The sequence below is a fragment of the Flavobacterium psychraerolatum genome (assembly GCF_025960985.1).
Taxonomy (GTDB): domain Bacteria; phylum Bacteroidota; class Bacteroidia; order Flavobacteriales; family Flavobacteriaceae; genus Flavobacterium.
Genome location: NZ_JAOQMX010000039.1, coordinates 1 through 19,386, shown reverse-complemented (window position 1 = coordinate 19,386; position 19,386 = coordinate 1). Strand labels below are relative to the sequence as shown.

Sequence of the window (19,386 nt, the reverse complement as noted above, 5' to 3'; positions counted from 1 at the left end):
TTTCTACTTTCTCTTTTACTACACATATTTATCCTTAACGGGTTTTGCGTGAAGGATAGAACGGAAATCCTTTTTTGGGGCTTTTTCTGCCCCAAAAAAGATTGGAGTGATAGCCTGACCCGGAGTTTTTACGAAGGGGCACGCCCAAATAATGGCAAAAACTTCACAAAAACACCTCAAAAGGAAGAATGGGCAACTCGTCGGGAAATATGACCTAACTTCTAGGTCTACTTTCGTCGCACCTTTGTACCAACAATTAGAAACAACAAATAATATGAAAACAATCCATCACATTATAGTAAGTATAAAAACATTTTTTACGGCTAATCCAACTGAAGTACAACCGCAATTAATTGCTGTAGATCAAGCTCATTTTTGTGACACAATGGGACTTTCTGATTATTACTGCGACGAAAACAATCTATTTATATAATTATTAATTCAATAAAAAATAAAACATTATGTCAACATTTAACGTACCAACAAGAGAAGAAGTATCTGCAAACAATCAAGCAATTTTTGACAACCTACAAAAAGGATTAGGGTTTGTTCCTAATTTATACGCTTACTACGCCAAAAGCGAAACGGCATTGGGAGATTATCTGACTTTGCAAAACAGAAAAAGTAGCCTGAAAGCTAAAGAGAGAGAAGTAGTCAACTTGATCACGAGCCAAATCAATGGTTGTGAATATTGCCAATCGGCACACACAGTGCTAGGTAAAATGAATGATTTTACAGATGAGCAAGTGCTTGAACTACGTAAAGGATCGGCAAACTTTGATACAAAGCTTGATGCCTTGGTAAAATTTACAGCATCAGTGGTTGAAAACAGAGGGAAAGCAACTGCAGATGTAAAAACAGCGTTTTTTGACGCAGGTTACACAGAAGAAAACATGATCGATGTAGTAATCGTAGTGGGTGACAAAGTAATTAGCAACTACATCCATAACCTTGCTGGCTTTGCAATTGATTTTCCAATAGCACCAAAACTGTAATTTATACTTCAATTTTAAAATTAAGAAAAGATGATACAACATTTAGATAAAACCAATTTCGAAAAAACTATTACTGAAAATCAAGTCGTACTTGTTGACTTTTTTGCAGACTGGTGCGGGCCTTGTAAGGCTTTGCACCCAGCCCTAGAGGAACTTTCAAATGATTTTGAAGGCAAGGCAGTGATTTCAAAAATCAATGTAGATACCAATCCTGAGTTAGCAGCACAATTTAAAGTACGTAGTATTCCAGCCTTATTTTACTTTAAAAATGGTGAAATTGTAGGAACACAAAACGGATTGCACAGCAAATCGGTTCTAGCGAGTCATTTAAACAACATTATTAAAAACTAAGAAAATGGGCAAGAAAATAAACATCAAGAATTTACCAACAGGGTACCAATCTTTTATCACAAACGGAAGACATTCGATCACTGGTGACGAACCTTTGACAAGCAAAGGAACTGATCTTGGTTTCTCTCCAGAAGATCTGATTTTGTCAAGCTTAGCAATGTGCAAAGTAGCAACCGTACGTTACATTGCCCGCAAAAACAATTGGACCATCGATGATGTGGATGGTGAATTTGAACTGAATGTTAAACGCGGAACCGATGGCTCTTTGTCTACAACCGTGACCGGAAAGATCAAAATTGAAGGTGACCTAAGTGAAGAACAAAAAGCAGAATTAATTAAGCAAGCCGATGCTTGTTATGTACACCGCATGATCGAAGGGAATTGGGACATTCAACCCATTCAAGCAACAAATGAGTTAGCTGTTACAGCATAATTATACAATTTAAAAATAAACCTATAAAAAAATATCATGAAAAATTTAAAAATCGCATTAGTAGTAGCATTCATCTCCTTATTCTCAAACGCAGCATTGGCTCAAATTGATCCAATCGACAAAGACGGATTGGCACTTGGTGGCTACGATGTTGTAGCATATCACACTGTGAACAAAGCCGTAAAAGGAAACAAAGCGATTGTAGAAAAAATTGGAGCAACAGAATACCGTTTTGTTTCGAAAGCAAATGCTAAAGCGTTCAAAGCAAATCCTGAAAAATACTTACCTGCTTGTGCTGGATACTGTGCTTGGGGTGTAGCTGCAAAAGATTCTAAATTTTCAATGAATCCAGAAACTTTCAAAGTAGTAGACAACAAACTATATTTGTTTTTCAACGGCGATTTTAACGGAAGCCAAGTAAACACTTTGGATATCTGGAACAAAGACGAAGCTACTTATTTGAAAACTATTGATACTAAATGGTCTAAAATTCAATAATAAATACCACGATTGCTTACTAATTTAATTTGATTCTGAAAGGGTTTTGCCATAAAAAGCAAAACCCATTCTTGTATAAAATAACTAGTGATTACTGCTCATATTTACTTAAATTTGTACAGTATTTGAATATGGTAAAACTAAATGTAATGAAAAAAATTGGTAAGATACTGGGCTTAGTCCTATTGGTTGTTGTCTTTTGTTCTGTTGGTTATGGCTACTTTATTTCGAAACCATTACCAAAAGGAGTTACTGGTCAAGAAGCAGAACTTTTTACTGATAAAATACAAACTGCCATCAATCAAAAAGCTTGGGACAGCACCGCTGCCGTGACTTTTGAATTTGCGGGAGATCATAAATACCTTTGGGACAAAAAACAGCATTTGGTACAAGTGGAATGGAATGACAAAAAAGCCGTCTTTAACACCACAACCCTTGAAGGAATTGCATTTGAAAATGATATCGAAATAATAGGAGAAGAAAAAACGGAACTTATTAGTAAAGCAAATGATTATTTCAACAATGATTCTTTTTGGCTTATTGCGCCTTTCAAGTTAAGAGATCCCGGTACCACACGAAGCATTGTGCTCCAAGACAATCAAAAAGCATTGATGGTTACTTATGCCTCTGGCGGTAGCACTCCTGGTGATTCTTACGTTTGGTTGGTCGATGCAAATTTTGTCCCTACAGCCTGGCGCATGTGGGTAAGCATCATCCCTGTAGGCGGAATCGAAACGTCGTGGGAAGATTGGAATACCTATAACAATTCGCTTAAAATTGCCTCTACCCACAAAGGACTCATTAATTTGACATTGAAAAATATTAAAACAGGCCAAAGTATTGAAGAAATAAATAACGGTCAAAATCCGTTTTTGTCTCTTTAGTCGTATTTTATTCTAAAATGAATCTGTCCTGTATTTTATGAAGTATTCCCATTTAACAATGGACTTTGTAAAATACAGGGCTTTTTTTTCGAAAAAATTAAAAATGCAAAGCAGTACTATTTTTAATTTCGCCCATTACAAAAATGGTTTGCGTATTCCCAATATTCTCAATTGTCGATAGTTTGTGCATGACAAAGTTTTGATAGCTCGCCACATCTTCAACTAGAATTTTGAGCATAAAGTCATAATCCCCTGCAATGTTATAACACTCTATAATTTCCGGCAGTGCTACAATATCTTTCACAAAATTGGCTCCTACATTTTTTGCGTGCTCCTTCAAACGGACGTTGCAAAAAACGGTCATACCCAATTTCAACTTCTTTTTATCCAATAAGGCGACATATTTCATGATATATCCGTCACGCTCCAAGCGCTTGATACGTTCATATACAGGTGTGGAAGTCAGGAATAATTCGCTTGCAAGCTCTTTTATGTTGATATCTGAGTTGGTCTGGAGGCGTTTTAGAATCTGAATATCGATGGCATCTAGATTTTCCATAGGATTAATTACTGCAAAGGTTAGCTTATTCGAAATGAATTAGAAATAAAAACTACAAAATTACATTTTTTCAGTTCAATTTACGCAATAAATACTTAAATTTTAGTAGTATTTACTAAGTATATACCTTTGTATAGTAAAAAATACTAAAAATAAATTCTACTTTAATGAAAACAAATAATCTAGGTTACCCACGTATCGGAAGCAACAGAGAATTAAAAAAAGCTAACGAATTATACTGGGCAGGAAAAATTACGACAGAGGCTTTATTGAAAACTGGTGAAAAAATTCGTCTAGAAAACTGGAAACTACAAGCTGCAATAGGAATCGATTTTATTCCGTCAAATGACTTTTCATTCTATGATCAAGTATTGGATTTGAGTTTGACTGTAGGTGCTATTCCTGAGCGCTACCATGAATTTGCGGAAACTAATTCGTTTTTAGACTTGTATTTTGCAATGGCTAGAGGAGCTCAAAAAAACGACCAAGATGTAGTAGCTATGGAAATGACCAAATGGTTTGATACCAATTACCATTATATTGTTCCTGAATTTACAAAAAACCAAAAATTTTATTTATTTTCTGAAAAAGTAGTCGACGAATTTAAAGAAGCAAAAACCATCGGAATCACATCAAAACCGGTTTTGATTGGACCAGTTTCGTACTTATTATTAGGTAAAGAAAAAGAAGCTGACTTTCATCGAATTGATCTTCTAGACAAATTACTTCCTGTATATTTTGAAATTATAACCAAATTACAATGCGAAGGTGCAAGTGAAATTCAGTTTGACGAACCCTTTTTGGCACTTAATCTTACTGATCTAGAACGCGCGGCTATTGTAAAAACCTACAATCAAATTCACAAACAATTTCCAACTCTCAAAATTCAATTGGCCAATTATTTTGATTGTTTTGGCAATAATATAGAAACTGCTTTATCACTGCCTGTTGACACCTTCCATCTGGACTTGGTTCGTTGTCCGTTACAATTGGATGATATTTTAGAATCGAATTTATTAGCACCTAATACAAAAATATCATTGGGTGTTGTGGATGGTCGAAATATTTGGAAAAATGATTTCAAAAAATCGTTACAACTCATTCAAAAAGCAATTGATGCTTTGGGAACTGATCGTGTTTTAATTGGAACTTCTTGTTCCTTGATTCATTCTCCTTGCGATTTGGATTTAGAAACTAATGAAGAAAATTTAAGTACGGAAGTAAAACAGTGGTTGGCATTTGCTAAACAGAAAATTGAAGAAGTTGTAGTGCTTCGAAATTTAGCAACTAATGAAATTACCGAGTACGATCAAGCGCAGTTTGAAGCAAACACAGTCGCAAACGAAAAGCGCAAAACGGCTACTATCATTCATAATGACGCTGTAAAAAATAGAGTTGCCTCTATTGAAGAAAATGATTCTAAAAGAAATAATCCTTTTGCTGTACGTAGTATTCAACAAGCAAAATCCCTACAGCTACCCTTATTCCCAACGACAACCATCGGATCATTCCCACAAACCCCAGAAGTGAGAAGCTGGAGAGCTAAATTCAAAAAAGGAGATTTATCGACCAAAGAATATGATGCCTTACTGAAGAAAGAAACCGAAGAAACGATTCGTTTTCAAGAGCAATCGGGAATTGATGTTTTGGTTCATGGTGAATTTGAGCGCAATGACATGGTGGAATATTTTGGCGAACAACTAGCAGGTTTTGCCTTTACCAAAAATGGTTGGGTACAGAGTTACGGAAGTCGTTGTGTAAAACCACCCGTTATCTACGGTGATGTTTCCCGTCCTAGTCCAATGACCGTAAAATGGGCAGAATATGCACAATCCCTTACTCCAAAATGGGTAAAAGGAATGCTAACCGGACCCGTTACTATCTTACAATGGTCGTTTGTACGTGACGATCAACCGCGCTCAACTACCTGCACACAAATTGCACTTGCGATACGTGATGAAGTAGTAGATTTGGAAAAAGCAGGAATCAAAATCATTCAAATTGATGAACCCGCTATCCGTGAAGGACTGCCATTGCAAAAAGAGGAATGGGCTAATTACTTGGATTGGGCTATTAAAGCATTTAGAATTTCGGCTAGCGGCGTGGCTGATGACACGCAAATACACACGCACATGTGCTACAGTGAATTCAACGATATTATTCAAAACATTGCCGACATGGATGCCGATGTGATTACAATTGAATGTTCACGCTCGCAGATGGAATTGTTAGATGCATTTGCCGACTTTAAATATCCTAACGAAATTGGCCCTGGAGTTTATGACATTCACTCCCCAAGAGTGCCATCAAATGACGAAATGGTGAACTTATTAGAAAAAGCAGCATCCGTAATTCCTATAAAACAATTGTGGGTAAACCCCGATTGTGGTTTGAAAACCCGTCATTGGGATGAAACTAAAAAAGCATTGATCGAAATGGTGAAAGCAGCTCAAAAAATGAGAGTAGCTGCACTAGAAGTGGTTTAATTTCAAAACCCTAGAATTAAACAATGTGACTTATTACTTCAACTTTCTTTTACAAATATAAAGTAATTGTTGTATTACACATAAATGCCCCTTTCAAATCAATTTGAAAAGGGCATTTATAATTGGATTAGTTTTTAAAAAATTAACATACTAGCTATAAACAGCCAGCTCACTAACTGTACAGGATATTTAATACGCTTTTTCCCCGCACTGCTTATCTGCATCTTTGCCTCGATAAGCATCTTTTGTAACAATTAATACTCTTGCAGCAACTGTATTTGCTGGTTCTGTCTGTGCAGGTACAGAAGCCGAAACCGAAGCTTTATCAATTTTAATTTGCCCCACATAGTCACCAATTACCGCAATTGACGGGCCTTGTCGAACACCTTTGTTTTCTGCATCTACCTTTATATCGTCTTTAAAATAAGACAGTAAACAATTTGGAATACTACTTTTTCCAGAAAAATGTACCGGTGCATCCAGCGTGTACACAGCTGTAACATTCTTAATCCATGAATCAGCTGCGAAGCGTCCACCCTCTCGGCCATCTCTAATTTCGATACAAAGTTGTGATCCTATCGAATGTGCTCCATCCACAGTCACAGTACCACTAACTAAATTGTGAGGTTTGAAATATACTGCACATTTCCCTTTGATACTCGTCACATTTTCTATTCGAATATTATCAACCCCAACTTTAATTTGAGCTTCGCGTCCACGGTTATCCGTTTCAATACGCGCTGCTACACCACCGCTACACACAAGATTTGAAAGCAACATATTGGACCCCGTGTTGGCCTGAATCAACCCGTAACCATACGATGCATTGATTTGCTCAACATTATCTACCGTTACGTTTGTTGCGCAACCGTCTTTGCTATTATCTCCTTTTTTGAATGTAAATGCCACACCAGAAAAACGAGTTTGTTCGTCATCAATTACGACATTCTGAATAAATAAATTTTGGACTCTACCTATTGAGAATGCTCTCGAACCTCCTTTTTTAGGATCACTATTTTCACGAACGTATTTAATTCTTGCTCTCGCATCTCCTTTTCCTTCTCCAATTATAGAAACATTTTCCAGAGATTCCTCCGTCCCAATTTCGAAGATTTGCTTGACTTGATTTCGTTTTGACACATCATCTTGATCAGCCCTAAGCAGAACGCCTGCTCTCAAAAGCATATGCACATTTGATTTTAAAACCAATCCATCGACTACGTACCTCCCTGGATTCAAAACGACTCTTCCTCCATTTTTTGATTTGCTCGCTTCAAGAATGGCTTTATTAATCGTTTTGGTCGCATTTTCTGTTGGGTTTACGGTGAAAACCGGCAATTTATCAATTTCCTTTTGGCTTGGACCTTGATATCCTACACCCGCAACTTTAAAAATAGCAGGAACTAAATTTTGCTCTATCCCGACTTGCGTAACCTCAGACGCTTTCTTGGTCGATTGACAACCTCCAATGGTAGAAACCATCATAGTCCCCATTAACAACATTAGAAAAGTACTATTCTTTTTCATCATAATTCTGAATTTATTAGTAGAACGCTACTCACCACAAGTGTAGCAGTATTGAAGCGTCAATTTTAAGATTAAAGAAGGTATATTAACAGTGTAATATTACCCAGAATACGCCTTGATTTATCCATTAATAACAAATAATCTTAACTGTTTTTTACTAATTATGTTTCATAACTTCTCCCTGAGCTTGGATATGGCTTTCCTGATTTTTGAGAACACAACCACAAAAATAGGCTGATAATCAACTACTGACACTTCATTAATTCAAACATAGCAACTTTAAACGGAAGTTAAAGTTTAAAAGAGAACTAAGTTTATTTCTATTAAATACCTAAATTTGACCTTCAATAGTAGATTACTTTTCGAAAAAAAAAATTTGAGTTACAATGCTACTATTTAAAAGATTGAAATTTAAGTTTAATTTTTAAATGTTTGACCATGACACCTGAATATGATAAAGCTTTAGTCAAATATAGCAACAGTTTACGAATTCTACATTTACCCCTACTTTCATGGGAGTTTTTTGCTAGCCATACCAATGAAATCAACAAATTTGTTTCCATTCAAAAACATTGGAAATCCAAAGTTGATTTCAGTGCCATCGCTTCAAATGCAGAAACACAGATTTTGATCACCAACTCAAAGCAACAAATTGTTTTTGCGAGCAATGGTATACATCAAATGAATGGTTATCAAGCACACGAAATAATTGGTAAAACACCAAAAATGTTCCAAGGCGAATTGACTTCTACAGTAAGTAGACAAAAAATAAAAGTCGCACTTCAAAACAACTTACCGTTCAAAGAAGTATTGATCAATTACAAAAAAGACGGTAGTACTTACCTATGTGAGATCGAAGCCTATCCAAAATTCAACAAAAAAGGTGAACTCATTAATTACATCGCTTTTGAACGAATTGCTTCTTGAATAGAATTTTATTCTATTTAAATTTACTTAATAAGCGTATCCTTTTTTTACCCTGATAGTTTATGAAGAAATTATTTTTCAAGATCCTGAATGGCTTCATATGTAAGAAAAATTATCATTTTATTAAAACGAACAAAACCGGAATTATATTAATAAATTATAGTTGAAAAAAAAAGCACAATCAAGTCTTCCTATCAAAACCAATCATTTGGTTTTGATAGTATAAATCCGTCTCTTTTTGCAACTTCCAATGGAAATTGACTATCAACAAGCTTTTTTCTTCCTATAGTCAACGAACCTTTAGCAACGATTGAGACTGATTGATTGTGTCTTCTTGGTGGGAATGCAGCAAATACTCTCTTGTCTTTAAAGTTTTCATGAACAGCAATCATTGGTGGAACCAAATCGCTATCCCCTGAAATCAACATCGCCATATCATAATTGTCCTGATAAGCATCGATTAAAATCTGCGTTGCAATATTAACGTCAGTCATCTTTTCATTAAATTTAGGCCAAACATTTTTGCATCTTTTACATTCTATTTTATCTGACTGATAATTACCAAAAAACATATTAACACCACTAGCTTCAAGCGCTTCAATATATGTGTTTTGCCTTTTTTTGCTTTTCAGGATTATTACTAACTCTGCTTGTAAAATATTTAACCTCAACCAATTCTTGATTAGGCTGTAATAAATTTTTAGATAACTGAATCACATCTAACCATTTACAGTAATCAAATCCTGCTTCTAACATCCCAAAATATAAGTTAAAGCCATCGATGTAAACGATAACTCTTTCTTTTTTTACCAAAACACTTGTTTCACTCATCTTTTTTTCCTTATATTTGCATAACATAAACAACGCTAAAGATAGCATCTTTAGTCCGACGCCTCAATAGAGGCGTTTCTTTTTTTACACCCACAAGTAAATATAACCAAATCTTTAAAAAAAGAATTGATTAAATTTTATTTAAGATATATAAATAACCCTTGCCAATAAATTAATTAGCAAGGGTTTTTCTATCTAATATTATTAAGACCCACACATTTCACAATCTTCTGGTCCGTCAGCTTGCGCTTGTAGAATCATCTTTTTGTACTCGTCAATATTAATTGCTTCTGTTTGAATTTCTTCAGAAACTGGTTCTGCTTTTTTATCGTTGTTCAAGGTAAATTTGATTGCATCAACTGCTGCTTTTGTTCTCAAATAATACATTCCTGTTTTCAATCCTGATTGCCAAGCGTAGAAGTGCATTGACGTCAATTTTGAATAGTTTGCGTTTTGCATAAACAAGTTCAATGACTGCGATTGATCTACAAAATACCCACGTTGACGTGACATATCGATAATATCTTTCATAGACATTTCCCAAACTGTTTTGTACAATTCTTTTAAGTCTTGCGGAATATCCAAATCTTGAACTGATCCGTTGTTACGCATCAATTCTTGTTTCAAGGTTTCGTTCCACAATCCACGATCCACTAAATCATGCAATAAGTGTTTGTTTACCACAATAAACTCACCAGACAACACACGACGCGTGTACACATTTGAAGTATATGGTTCGAATGCCTCGTTGTTACCTAAAATTTGAGAAGTTGATGCAGTAGGCATTGGCGCTACCAATAATGAGTTACGCACTCCATGTTCTACTACTTCTTTACGCAAAGATGCCCAGTCCCAACGACCAGATAACTCTTCGTCTTTTATTCCCCATAAATTAAATTGGAAACTACCCTCAGACATTGGCGAACCTTTGAATGATGAATAAGGACCTTCTTCTTTGGCCATTTCCATCGAAGCAGTTACTGCTGCAAAATACATGGTTTCAAAGATTTCTTGATTGAGCTTTTTAGCCTCATCAGAGGTAAAAGGTAAACGCAACATGATGAAAGCATCTGCCAATCCTTGTACTCCCAATCCAATTGGACGGTGGCGCATATTGGAGTTTTCTGCCTCTTTTACTGGATAGTAATTTCTATCAATTACTTTGTTCAAGTTACGAGTTACACGTTTTGTAACATTAAAAAATGTTTCGTGATCAAATTTTCCGTTTTCAACAAACATTGGCAATGATAATGAAGCCAAGTTACATACAGCAACCTCATCTGGAGAAGTGTACTCCATGATCTCCGTACATAAGTTTGACGAACGAATCACACCCAAATTCTTTTGGTTTGATTTACGGTTGGCCGCATCTTTGTACAACATATAAGGTGTTCCAGTTTCGATTTGCGATTCTAGAATTTTCTCCCACAATTCATGTGCTTTGATGGTTTTTCTACCTTTACCTGCTTTTTCATAACTTTCGTACAAAGCTTCAAATTCTTCTCCGTATACATCATACAATCCCGGACATTCGTTAGGACACATCAAAGTCCAAATTCCGTTTTCTTGTACACGTTTCATGAATAAATCTGAAGTCCACATAGCGAAGAATAAATCTCTAGCACGCATTTCTTCTTTTCCTGTATTCTTTTTCAAGTCCAAGAAATCAAAGATATCCGCATGCCAAGTTTCGATATAAATCGCAAAACTACCTTTACGTTTTCCACCACCTTGATCTACGTAACGAGCCGTATCATTAAAGACACGTAGCATTGGTACGATTCCGTTTGACGTCCCGTTTGTTCCACGTATGTATGAACCTGTAGCACGTACGTTGTGAATAGAAAGTCCTACTCCACCAGCAGATTGAGAGATTTTTGCCGTTTGTTTCAACGTGTCATAAATTCCGTCAATACTATCATCTTGCATTGCCAAAAGGAAACAAGAAGACATTTGTGGTTTTGGAGTTCCAGAGTTAAACAAGGTAGGCGTTGCATGCGTAAAGAATTTTTTAGACATTAAGTCATATGTTTCCAATACTGAATCCAAATCATCTAAGTGAATCCCAACCGATACACGCATCAACATATGTTGCGGACGCTCTACAATTTTTCCGTTTATTTTCAACAAGTACGAACGCTCTAGTGTTTTAAAACCAAAGTAATCATAATTGAAATCTCTATTATATATGATATGCGAATTCAAAAATTCAGCATTTTCTTGAATTACTGCATGTACTTCATCCGATAACAAAGGTGCTTTTTGTCCGTTTCTTGGATTTACATAATGGTACATTTCGTCCATAGTTTCAGAGAACGATTTATTGGTATTCGAATGTAAATTCGAAATAGCAATACGAGCTGCTAATTGAGCATAATCGGGATGCGCAATAGTCATTGACGCTGCCGTTTCTGCTGCTAGATTGTCCAATTCAGATGTAGAAACCCCATCGTAAAGTCCTTCGATCACACGCATTGCCACTTTCACAGCATCTACTAAATCATTCAAACCATAGCATAGCTTTTTAATTCTATCTGTGATTTTGTCGAACATTACAGGTTCTTTCCTACCATCTCTTTTAATTACGTACATAAGCTTTTTTGTTTTTCAAAACAGAAAATCCCTTCTCTGTTTTTCGGGTATTCGTTAATTGTTGTGTTTTTGGGAAACTAATCCCGAGCATTCTAATTATTATTATTTTGGAGCTATTCCCGCTATCCGTTTCAATCTTTTGGTTTTTAAAGAAAAAACCAAAAGGATTTCCACTTCTATCGGGGCTAGGAAATTTGCATTCAAATCACGAATGATCTTTAAAAAATTAACGATTGATGAATTCAGAAGTAACTTTTATCATTAAACATCTTTTTTAAATTTTCTAAAAACTGCAATAAATCACTATTCCATTATTTTAAAACTTTTCCTTGCGCCCTTGCGTCTTTGCGGTAAATTGTTAAAAATCAGCATCGAAACTAATTTTTTGAGCATCACCATCTGTGTTCATTACACCAGATTTTTGATATTCGGCAACTTTCTTTTCGAAGAAGTTTGTTTTCCCTTGCAACGAAATCATGTCCATAAAGTCGAATGGATTTGTTGTATTGTATTCTCTTTCGCAACCTAACTCAACCAAAAGTCTATCAGCAACAAACTCTAAGTATTGAGTCATTAATACAGCATTCATACCAATCAAACTTACTGGCAACGATTCTGTGATAAATTCACGCTCAATATTCAAAGCATCAACGATAATCGTTCTGATTCTTTCCTTAGACACAGGGTTAATCAAGTGGTGGTTGTGTAAATGCACTGCAAAATCACAGTGAACACCTTCGTCACGCGAAATTAATTCGTTAGAAAAAGTCAAACCTGGCATTAAACCACGCTTTTTCAACCAGTAAATAGAACAAAAAGCTCCTGAGAAGAAAATCCCTTCTACTGCTGCAAAAGCTATTAAACGTTCTGCGAATGAATCAGAGTCAATCCATTTCAAAGCCCAGTCGGCTTTTTTCTTGATCGCTGGAAAAACTTCCAATGCGTTGAATAAGTCATCTTTCTCAGCTTCGTCTTTCACGTAGGTATCAATCAATAGTGAGTACGTCTCACTATGAATGTTCTCCATCATGATTTGAAAACCGTAGAAAAATTTAGCTTCAGCATATTGCACTTCGTTAACAAAGTTCTCAGCTAAGTTTTCGTTTACGATTCCGTCAGAAGCAGCGAAGAAAGCCAAAATGTGTTTAATGAAGTATCTTTCATCATCACTCAACTTATTATTCCAGTCATTTAAGTCTTGTGACAAATCAATTTCTTCAGCCGTCCAGAAGCTAGCTTCCATAGACTTGTAAAATTCCCAAATATCATGGTGTTTGATAGGGAAAATCACAAAACGATTCTTATTCTCTTGTAAAATTGGTTCAACTTGAGACATATCTATATAGTTTTATTTTATTGAAAATTAACGTAAAAAATACCCGTTTTTACGGAGTACAAAGATGGCGAAATATTGCGTATTTTAAAAGTCAAACTTATCCACAATTGGTGATAGTTTTTAACAAAGATAAAAAACAGCAAATTAATTGCGGAATTCGCAATTAACTGAAAATCAATATTTTGAAAACTTAAAAAAGTAGAAAATGCGGTAGCGAAAAGCACTCTTAAAGACTACAAACAAAGGGATTTAGCGCAATTTTGAACCTTGACTTTTCCATTCTTGAGCAACCAAATCAAGCTCTGCGTACCAGTCCTCTCCAAACCTTCTCACAAGGGCTTCTTTGACAAATTTATAGACCGGAACCTCTAATTCCTTACCCAAAGAACAGGCGTCATCACATATGTCCCATTTATCGTAATTTACAGCAGCAAATTCTGAGAAATCCTTAATTCGAATCGGATATAAATGACACGAAACTGGTTTTTTCCAATCAACTTCTCCTTGATTATAGGCTTGCTCTATTCCACATAAGGCAGTTTTACCATCAAAAATTACATATGCACAATCTTTCTCGTCAATTAGCGGCGTTTCGAGATCGCCATCTGTACCTACTCTCGAAGTTCCTTGCGCTTCAATAGCCTCAATTCCTTCTTTACGAAGAAATGGTTTTACTTTAGGATAAATAGCTTTAAGAATTTTTGTTTCTTCCTCACTCAAAGGCGCACCAGCATCTCCATCGACGCAGCAGGCTCCTTTACAAGCAGACAAGTTACAAACAAATTCTTTCCCTAAAATATCTTCTGAAACGATGGTTTTTCCTAATTGAAACATGGAGGTATATTGACTAAAATTATAAAGCACAAAGGTAGTCAAACAAAAATGAATACGAAGAACTTAAACTACAGTATTCCTGAAAACAAATTCTTTAAAATAAAAACAACAATTGCAGTAATTCAACAAAAAATAATATATTTGTTAAAAAAATATGTTTTTAGATTTAAGAGAAATAGCTACTGTTGGGATGGTCCTTTTTGCCGTAATTGACATTGTCGGATCGATCCCTATAATCGTTGACTTAAAAAGAAAACACGGTATCATCGAATCTGGGAAAGCCTCTATTGTGGCTGCCATAATTATGTTGATTTTTTTATTCACAGGTGAAGAATTCCTGAAAATAGTCGGAATAGACGTCAACTCTTTTGCTGTAGCAGGATCTTTTGTTTTGTTCTGTATCGCTCTCGAAATGATATTAGGAATTAGAATCTATCGCGACGAAGAAGCTAGTTCTGCTTCAATAGTCCCTATCGCCTTTCCCCTTGTAGCAGGAGCAGGAACCATGACCACGCTATTATCGTTACGTTCTCAATACCACACGATCAATATCGTGATCGCCATCGTACTCAATATCACCGTTGTATACTTCGTTTTAAAATCTTCGTCTAAAATAGAAAAACTGCTAGGCCAAGACGGATTAGGTGTTATTCGCAAAACTTTTGGAATCGTTCTACTCGCAATAGCTGTTAAATTATTTGCCGCTAATGTTAAAGGACTATTCATTTAAACATATTTTTTATAAATTTGCTTCCTAATACCACTGTTATAGGCAACTAACAAAAGACACAAACGCGTTTTTCTTATGTGACAATATAGCAATAGTATATGAAGCATACTTATTCAAAACCTATTAAACCATGTTCTAATTTGCTGTAAATAAACACAAAAAAATCGGCACCATCAGTTCAAATTTTGATTAAGACATTTATATAAAACAACAAACTATACCTCATGAAAATTTTTATTAATATACTAGTTATTTTAGCTGTTTCCCTTATTATTTTCAACATTACTATGTTAGACTTTAAAAATTTATTTCATGGAGATAGCGCTGTAGCTTTCATTGGAATTGCTGCTTCACTTTGTGCTGTTTTAATTCTTCTTATTTTTAAAACCTCTAAGAAAATTGACGACAGATTGAATGACAAATTATAATGCTACTTGATTCTCTCATTATTGGCGGTGGCGTATCTGGAATTTCCTGTGCACTTGTATTAGGTTCTGCTCAACAGAAAAACTTTGCCAAGGATAAAAAAATCACCATTATCACACACCAAAAGACATCTGCCTTACAAGATGCAATTTTTTATAATGCTTATGGAATTGTTCCTGGAACATTGGGTTCTGAATTACTCCACACCTCAACAGCGCATTTAGCCGAAAGCTATCCTCATATTACACAAATTCAAAACGAAAAAGTTATTAAGATCGAAGGAACTTTTCCTGAGTTCATGGTAACAACCAACAAAAGCACCTACAAAACAGCCACCGTTGTTATAGGAATTGGTTCCACCAACACGTTTGACATCGAAGGCTTGATGAATTATGTTGAAACACATCAAAAGTCACTCCCCATAAAAAACCGCATTCAGTTGAGAAATAAGGATCATAAAGTAGCAGAAGGTATTTATGTGATTGGAACTTTGGCAGGATGGAGAAGTCAACTTGCAATTGCAGCCGGAAGTGGTGCTGCAGTAGCCACAGACTTACTCACATTATGGAATGAAGGCGAACAGACTCACGCACACGATAGTATTCGAGAAAAATAAAAAATATTATTGCCTACCCAAAACCTTTTGTACCATTTTATCATGATCTAAAAGCAATTGATAATATTGATTTTCACCGTACAATTGGCGTGCAAATTCCGCATTTAAGTAACGCTTTACAATCTCTTTGTCTTTCGATAAAGAAAGCGCCAATCTATTGTTAAAAACAAATTTCTGAAAAGCATCAAAATAACGTTCGGTCCCATTCATCTGATTCGAAAATTCATCAAAGGACTTACCTTTAAATTCAGATCGTTGTCTATCCAATTGTTCGAAAACAAAATTACCAACAATTCCAGACTGCATCAAATAACTCACATTTGCATTTTGCATCTCCACAGGCACAAAAACGTCAGGAACGATTCCGCCGCCACCGTAAACAATACGCCCTTTTGGTGTCTTAAACTTCAGGCTATCCGCAATTTTAATACTATCTTTTGCATACAACTCACCATTTACAAAACGAGATTCCGATTCTTTAAAATACGATTCATTCCCACTAGCATACGATTTTTGAATGGAACGTCCTGTAGGTGTATAATAACGCGCTACAGTCAATCGAACAGCAGAACCATCATCAAACTCCATTTCGCGCTGAACCAATCCTTTACCAAAAGAACGTCGACCTATTATGGTACCGCGATCATTATCTTGAATGGCTCCTGCTAAAATTTCACTAGCTGATGCGCTATTTTCATTAATTAGCACTACTACTTTTCCATTTTCGAAAGCACCATTTTTAGTAGCGTAAGTATTATCAATAGTTCCTTTTTTATCTTTAGTAAAAACAATCAGCTGTTTTTCTTTTAAAAAATCATCAGCAATTGCAATCGCCTTTTCCATATAACCACCTCCATTATCACGTAAGTCTAGGATGAGGGTGTTCATCCCTAATTTTTTCAACTGCAACAAAGCAGTTCTAAATTCGGAGTAGGTAGTTTCAGAGAAACGGTTAATTTTAATATATCCAGTTTTGGCATTCAATAGCAAAGACGCATCAACACTTTTCAACGGAATAACATCTCGCTTGAGGTTGATGGTTATTTTTTTGTTTTCAGATTTTCGATAAATAGTAAGTGCCACATCCGAACCTTGTTTTCCTTTCAACTTAGAATACAAACTATCTGAAGGCAGCTTTCGACCAAAAAGCTTGGCATTATTAGCATATAAAATTCGATCTCCCGCTTTGACTCCTGCTTTTGCAGAAGGTCCGTTTTCTACTGGACGAATGACCGCCAAAGTATCTTTGAACATGTAAAAGTTAACACCAATTCCAACAAAATCACCACGCATGTTTTCGACAACTCGCTGTTGTTCTTTTGGTGGCACATAAACTGAGTGTGGGTCCAATTGGCTCATTATTTTATCTACGGTAAGCTCAACAATCGAATCTGTATTGACATCGTCGACATAATCATTTTCGATAAAATCAATTAACTTATTCAGCTTTTCTTTAGAATTATTCCTAGCTAAATACTGACTTCCTTTAGGTGCAAACAGACTTCCGCCCAAAACAATGCCAATAGCTAAGCTAAGACCAACAATAATAGGTACGTGTTTTGGCTGAAATTCCATCTAGTCTTTTAAGTCCTTTATATGATCTACAACTACCCCTGCTTTTTTTAAGAAATCGATTCCAGATTCATCACGGTATCCATTATTGTACACGACGCGTTTTATACCCGATTGATGGATTAACTTACTACACTCTTTGCAAGGTGAAAGGGTAATATATAAGGTAGCTCCCTCACAGGATTGTGTCGAACGTGCTACTTTCAGGATCGCATTTGCTTCTGCATGTAGCACATCCCAACGAGTCACACCCTCTTCATCTTCACAACAGTTTTCAAATCCAGATGGGGTACCATTGTAACCGTCAGAGATAATCATTCGATCTTTGACAATTATAGCCCCTACTTTTTTGCGTTTGCAATACGACAACTGTCCCCATTCGGTTGCAATTCGAAGGTATGCTTTGTCGTATTTATTTAATTTTGATTTTTCCATAATTATCTAAGCCAAATTTTATTTGCCACTATCAAAGGGATTACTACTCCGATTATAAAAGCGGACATGACCAAAGTCCAATCTCTTTTTGAAAACCTAAAAAATGTTTGTACAATATAGGACAAAATTAAGGTAACTACAATAATTACTAACTGGGCTGCCTCAATCCCTAAAGAAAATTCAGCAAGAGGCAATAATTTTGAAACGGTACCTCCTGGTAAAATGGCTTTAAAATAACTTGAAAACCCAAGCCCATGTATGATTCCAAAAAATAGGGTTACAAAAAAAATCAGATTAATACTTTCCTTTTTATTTGTTTTACCTGCAGTAAAAAGGTTAAAAAGAGCAACAATCAATATTGTGATTGGAATAAGCATCTCGACTACACTAACTTTGATTGCTACGATTCCAAAAATGACTAGTAATAATGCCATCGAATGACCAATAGTAAACATGGTCACTAGTACTAAAATACGTTGCCAATCCTTAAAACTATAAGGAACAGCTAGACCAATTAGAAATAAAACATGGTCATAGGAATAGACATTTAGAATATGCTTTAATCCTAATTGAAAATAAATTAAAAATTCAGACATCACTTTTATGCATTAAATTTGTTTGGGATTGTAAACTTACGATTATTTTTGAAAACGATGAATTTAGCATCATAAATCGGCATCACACGGCCTTTATTATCTCAGATAACCAGATAAGTATTAAAAATATATGATTTTGAATTTAAAGAAATAAAAAATAAATTACCTTTGCGCCATAAAAAACAATTACTATGTCATTTTCAGATTTATTTGATAGCGAATTCACTCAAAGAAACAAAGGTCACTTTTCTTCTATTGTTCGTCTTGCTTTAGCCGACGGTGTATTAGCACCAGAGGAGAAAAACTTTTTGGACAAACTAGCTACGAAGCTTGAAATTTCTGCTTCTGAATACGAAGAGATTTTAGCAAACCCGGCACTTTACCCAATCAACCCTCCTTATTTGTATACACAAAGATTGGAACGTATGTATGATTTGGCCAGAATGGTACACGTAGATCACCATTTGGGAGACAAACAAGAAATAATTTTGAAAAAAATTGCAGTAGGTTTAGGATTTACACCTAGCAATGTAAATTATATTATTGCAAAAGCACTTTCATTAGTTGACAAAAAAGTAGATTTTGACACTTTTGTGTACGAAATGCAGAATATGTACAAGTAATACTTGACAAACTCATAAAAAAAAGCTCTTGAAAAATTTCGAGGGCACTGAAAAAGTCTTTCTAATAAATTGACACATAAAAAGGAGTAGATATCTATGGATTTCTACTCCTTTTTTCTTATATTTAAGTCTAAT

Annotated in this window: 22 protein-coding genes; 12 read left to right on the top strand and 10 right to left on the bottom strand. The window is 35.4% G+C overall.

Annotation, left to right across the window (positions count from 1 at the left end):
* The first annotated feature begins 151 nt into the window (after window positions 1-151).
* From M2326_RS13595 to M2326_RS13570, 6 genes are all read left to right on the top strand, one after another.
* Entirely contained in the window at window positions 152-433 is a 282-nt protein-coding gene (locus M2326_RS13595) for a hypothetical protein (RefSeq protein WP_264620096.1), read from the top strand.
* Between the two features lie 28 nt (window positions 434-461).
* On the top strand, window positions 462-995 hold the full coding sequence (locus M2326_RS13590; protein WP_264620095.1) for a carboxymuconolactone decarboxylase family protein: 534 nt from the start codon (window positions 462-464) through the stop codon (window positions 993-995).
* A 30-nt stretch (window positions 996-1,025) separates the two neighbouring features.
* Window positions 1,026-1,346: a thioredoxin gene (gene trxA, locus M2326_RS13585; RefSeq protein ID WP_108740119.1), complete on the top strand. Its 321-nt coding sequence runs from the start codon at window positions 1,026-1,028 to the stop codon at window positions 1,344-1,346.
* Between the two features lie 4 nt (window positions 1,347-1,350).
* Window positions 1,351-1,779, top strand: a complete 429-nt coding sequence (locus M2326_RS13580; protein WP_264620094.1) for an OsmC family protein — start codon at window positions 1,351-1,353, stop codon at window positions 1,777-1,779.
* Between the two features lie 36 nt (window positions 1,780-1,815).
* Entirely contained in the window at window positions 1,816-2,277 is a 462-nt protein-coding gene (locus M2326_RS13575; RefSeq protein ID WP_108740117.1) for a YHS domain-containing (seleno)protein, read from the top strand.
* Window positions 2,278-2,426: 149 nt separating this feature from the next.
* Complete coding sequence (locus M2326_RS13570) at window positions 2,427-3,161, top strand: hypothetical protein (RefSeq protein ID WP_264620093.1); 735 nt, start codon at window positions 2,427-2,429, stop codon at window positions 3,159-3,161.
* A gap of 97 nt (window positions 3,162-3,258) precedes the next feature.
* Here M2326_RS13570 and M2326_RS13565 read toward each other — a convergent pair whose 3' ends face one another.
* Complete coding sequence (locus M2326_RS13565; protein ID WP_264620092.1) at window positions 3,259-3,720, bottom strand: Lrp/AsnC family transcriptional regulator; 462 nt, start codon at window positions 3,718-3,720, stop codon at window positions 3,259-3,261.
* A 167-nt stretch (window positions 3,721-3,887) separates the two neighbouring features.
* Here M2326_RS13565 and metE point away from each other — a divergent pair, with 167 nt between their 5' ends.
* Window positions 3,888-6,206 (top strand): 5-methyltetrahydropteroyltriglutamate--homocysteine S-methyltransferase, encoded by a 2,319-nt coding sequence (metE, locus tag M2326_RS13560; RefSeq protein WP_264620091.1) that lies wholly within the window; start codon window positions 3,888-3,890, stop codon window positions 6,204-6,206.
* A 189-nt stretch (window positions 6,207-6,395) separates the two neighbouring features.
* On the opposite strand, the gene M2326_RS13555 is transcribed toward metE, so the two are convergent.
* Entirely contained in the window at window positions 6,396-7,736 is a 1,341-nt protein-coding gene (locus tag M2326_RS13555) for a glycoside hydrolase family protein (RefSeq protein WP_264620090.1), read from the bottom strand.
* A 435-nt stretch (window positions 7,737-8,171) separates the two neighbouring features.
* Between M2326_RS13555 and M2326_RS13550 the strand changes: the two genes are divergently transcribed.
* Entirely contained in the window at window positions 8,172-8,660 is a 489-nt protein-coding gene (locus M2326_RS13550) for a PAS domain-containing protein (RefSeq protein ID WP_264620089.1), read from the top strand.
* Between the two features lie 194 nt (window positions 8,661-8,854).
* Here the strand turns inward: M2326_RS13550 and M2326_RS13545 are convergent, their stop codons facing one another.
* The 5 genes from M2326_RS13545 to M2326_RS13525 all read right to left on the bottom strand — a co-directional run bounded on the left by M2326_RS13545 (window position 8,855) and on the right by M2326_RS13525 (window position 14,253).
* A complete protein-coding gene (locus tag M2326_RS13545) occupies window positions 8,855-9,331 on the bottom strand; it encodes an NYN domain-containing protein (RefSeq protein WP_264620088.1) in 477 nt (158 codons plus the stop codon).
* Window positions 9,258-9,491, bottom strand: coding sequence for an NYN domain-containing protein (locus M2326_RS13540; protein ID WP_264620087.1), 234 nt, complete (start codon window positions 9,489-9,491; stop codon window positions 9,258-9,260). Before M2326_RS13540 ends, M2326_RS13545 begins: the two co-directional genes overlap by 74 nt.
* A gap of 204 nt (window positions 9,492-9,695) precedes the next feature.
* The gene (locus M2326_RS13535) at window positions 9,696-12,083 is read right to left on the bottom strand and encodes a ribonucleoside-diphosphate reductase subunit alpha (protein WP_264620086.1); all 2,388 of its coding nucleotides are present in this window, start codon (window positions 12,081-12,083) and stop codon (window positions 9,696-9,698) included.
* 358 nt (window positions 12,084-12,441) lie between these two features.
* A complete protein-coding gene (locus tag M2326_RS13530) occupies window positions 12,442-13,419 on the bottom strand; it encodes a ribonucleotide-diphosphate reductase subunit beta (protein WP_108740108.1) in 978 nt (325 codons plus the stop codon).
* 249 nt (window positions 13,420-13,668) lie between these two features.
* Window positions 13,669-14,253: a DUF3109 family protein gene (locus M2326_RS13525; RefSeq protein WP_264620085.1), complete on the bottom strand. Its 585-nt coding sequence runs from the start codon at window positions 14,251-14,253 to the stop codon at window positions 13,669-13,671.
* Between the two features lie 154 nt (window positions 14,254-14,407).
* Between M2326_RS13525 and M2326_RS13520 the strand changes: the two genes are divergently transcribed.
* The 3 genes from M2326_RS13520 to M2326_RS13510 all read left to right on the top strand — a co-directional run bounded on the left by M2326_RS13520 (window position 14,408) and on the right by M2326_RS13510 (window position 16,025).
* Window positions 14,408-14,983 (top strand): MarC family protein, encoded by a 576-nt coding sequence (locus M2326_RS13520; protein ID WP_264620084.1) that lies wholly within the window; start codon window positions 14,408-14,410, stop codon window positions 14,981-14,983.
* A 224-nt stretch (window positions 14,984-15,207) separates the two neighbouring features.
* Window positions 15,208-15,411, top strand: a complete 204-nt coding sequence (locus tag M2326_RS13515; protein WP_264620083.1) for a hypothetical protein — start codon at window positions 15,208-15,210, stop codon at window positions 15,409-15,411.
* Window positions 15,411-16,025 (top strand): NAD(P)/FAD-dependent oxidoreductase, encoded by a 615-nt coding sequence (locus tag M2326_RS13510; protein WP_264620082.1) that lies wholly within the window; start codon window positions 15,411-15,413, stop codon window positions 16,023-16,025. Before M2326_RS13515 ends, M2326_RS13510 begins: the two co-directional genes overlap by 1 nt.
* Window positions 16,026-16,031: 6 nt before the next feature.
* On the opposite strand, the gene M2326_RS13505 is transcribed toward M2326_RS13510, so the two are convergent.
* From M2326_RS13505 to M2326_RS13495, 3 genes are read right to left on the bottom strand one after another with little or no spacing between them, the layout of a single operon-like run.
* The gene (locus tag M2326_RS13505; RefSeq protein WP_264620081.1) at window positions 16,032-17,600 is read right to left on the bottom strand and encodes a S41 family peptidase; all 1,569 of its coding nucleotides are present in this window, start codon (window positions 17,598-17,600) and stop codon (window positions 16,032-16,034) included.
* Window positions 17,601-18,032: a deoxycytidylate deaminase gene (locus M2326_RS13500; RefSeq protein WP_264620080.1), complete on the bottom strand. Its 432-nt coding sequence runs from the start codon at window positions 18,030-18,032 to the stop codon at window positions 17,601-17,603.
* A 2-nt stretch (window positions 18,033-18,034) separates the two neighbouring features.
* The gene (locus M2326_RS13495; protein WP_264620079.1) at window positions 18,035-18,628 is read right to left on the bottom strand and encodes a HupE/UreJ family protein; all 594 of its coding nucleotides are present in this window, start codon (window positions 18,626-18,628) and stop codon (window positions 18,035-18,037) included.
* 191 nt (window positions 18,629-18,819) lie between these two features.
* On the opposite strand from M2326_RS13495, the gene M2326_RS13490 reads away from it, so the two are divergent.
* Window positions 18,820-19,251, top strand: a complete 432-nt coding sequence (locus tag M2326_RS13490) for a TerB family tellurite resistance protein (protein WP_264620078.1) — start codon at window positions 18,820-18,822, stop codon at window positions 19,249-19,251.
* Window positions 19,252-19,386 lie beyond the last annotated feature (135 nt).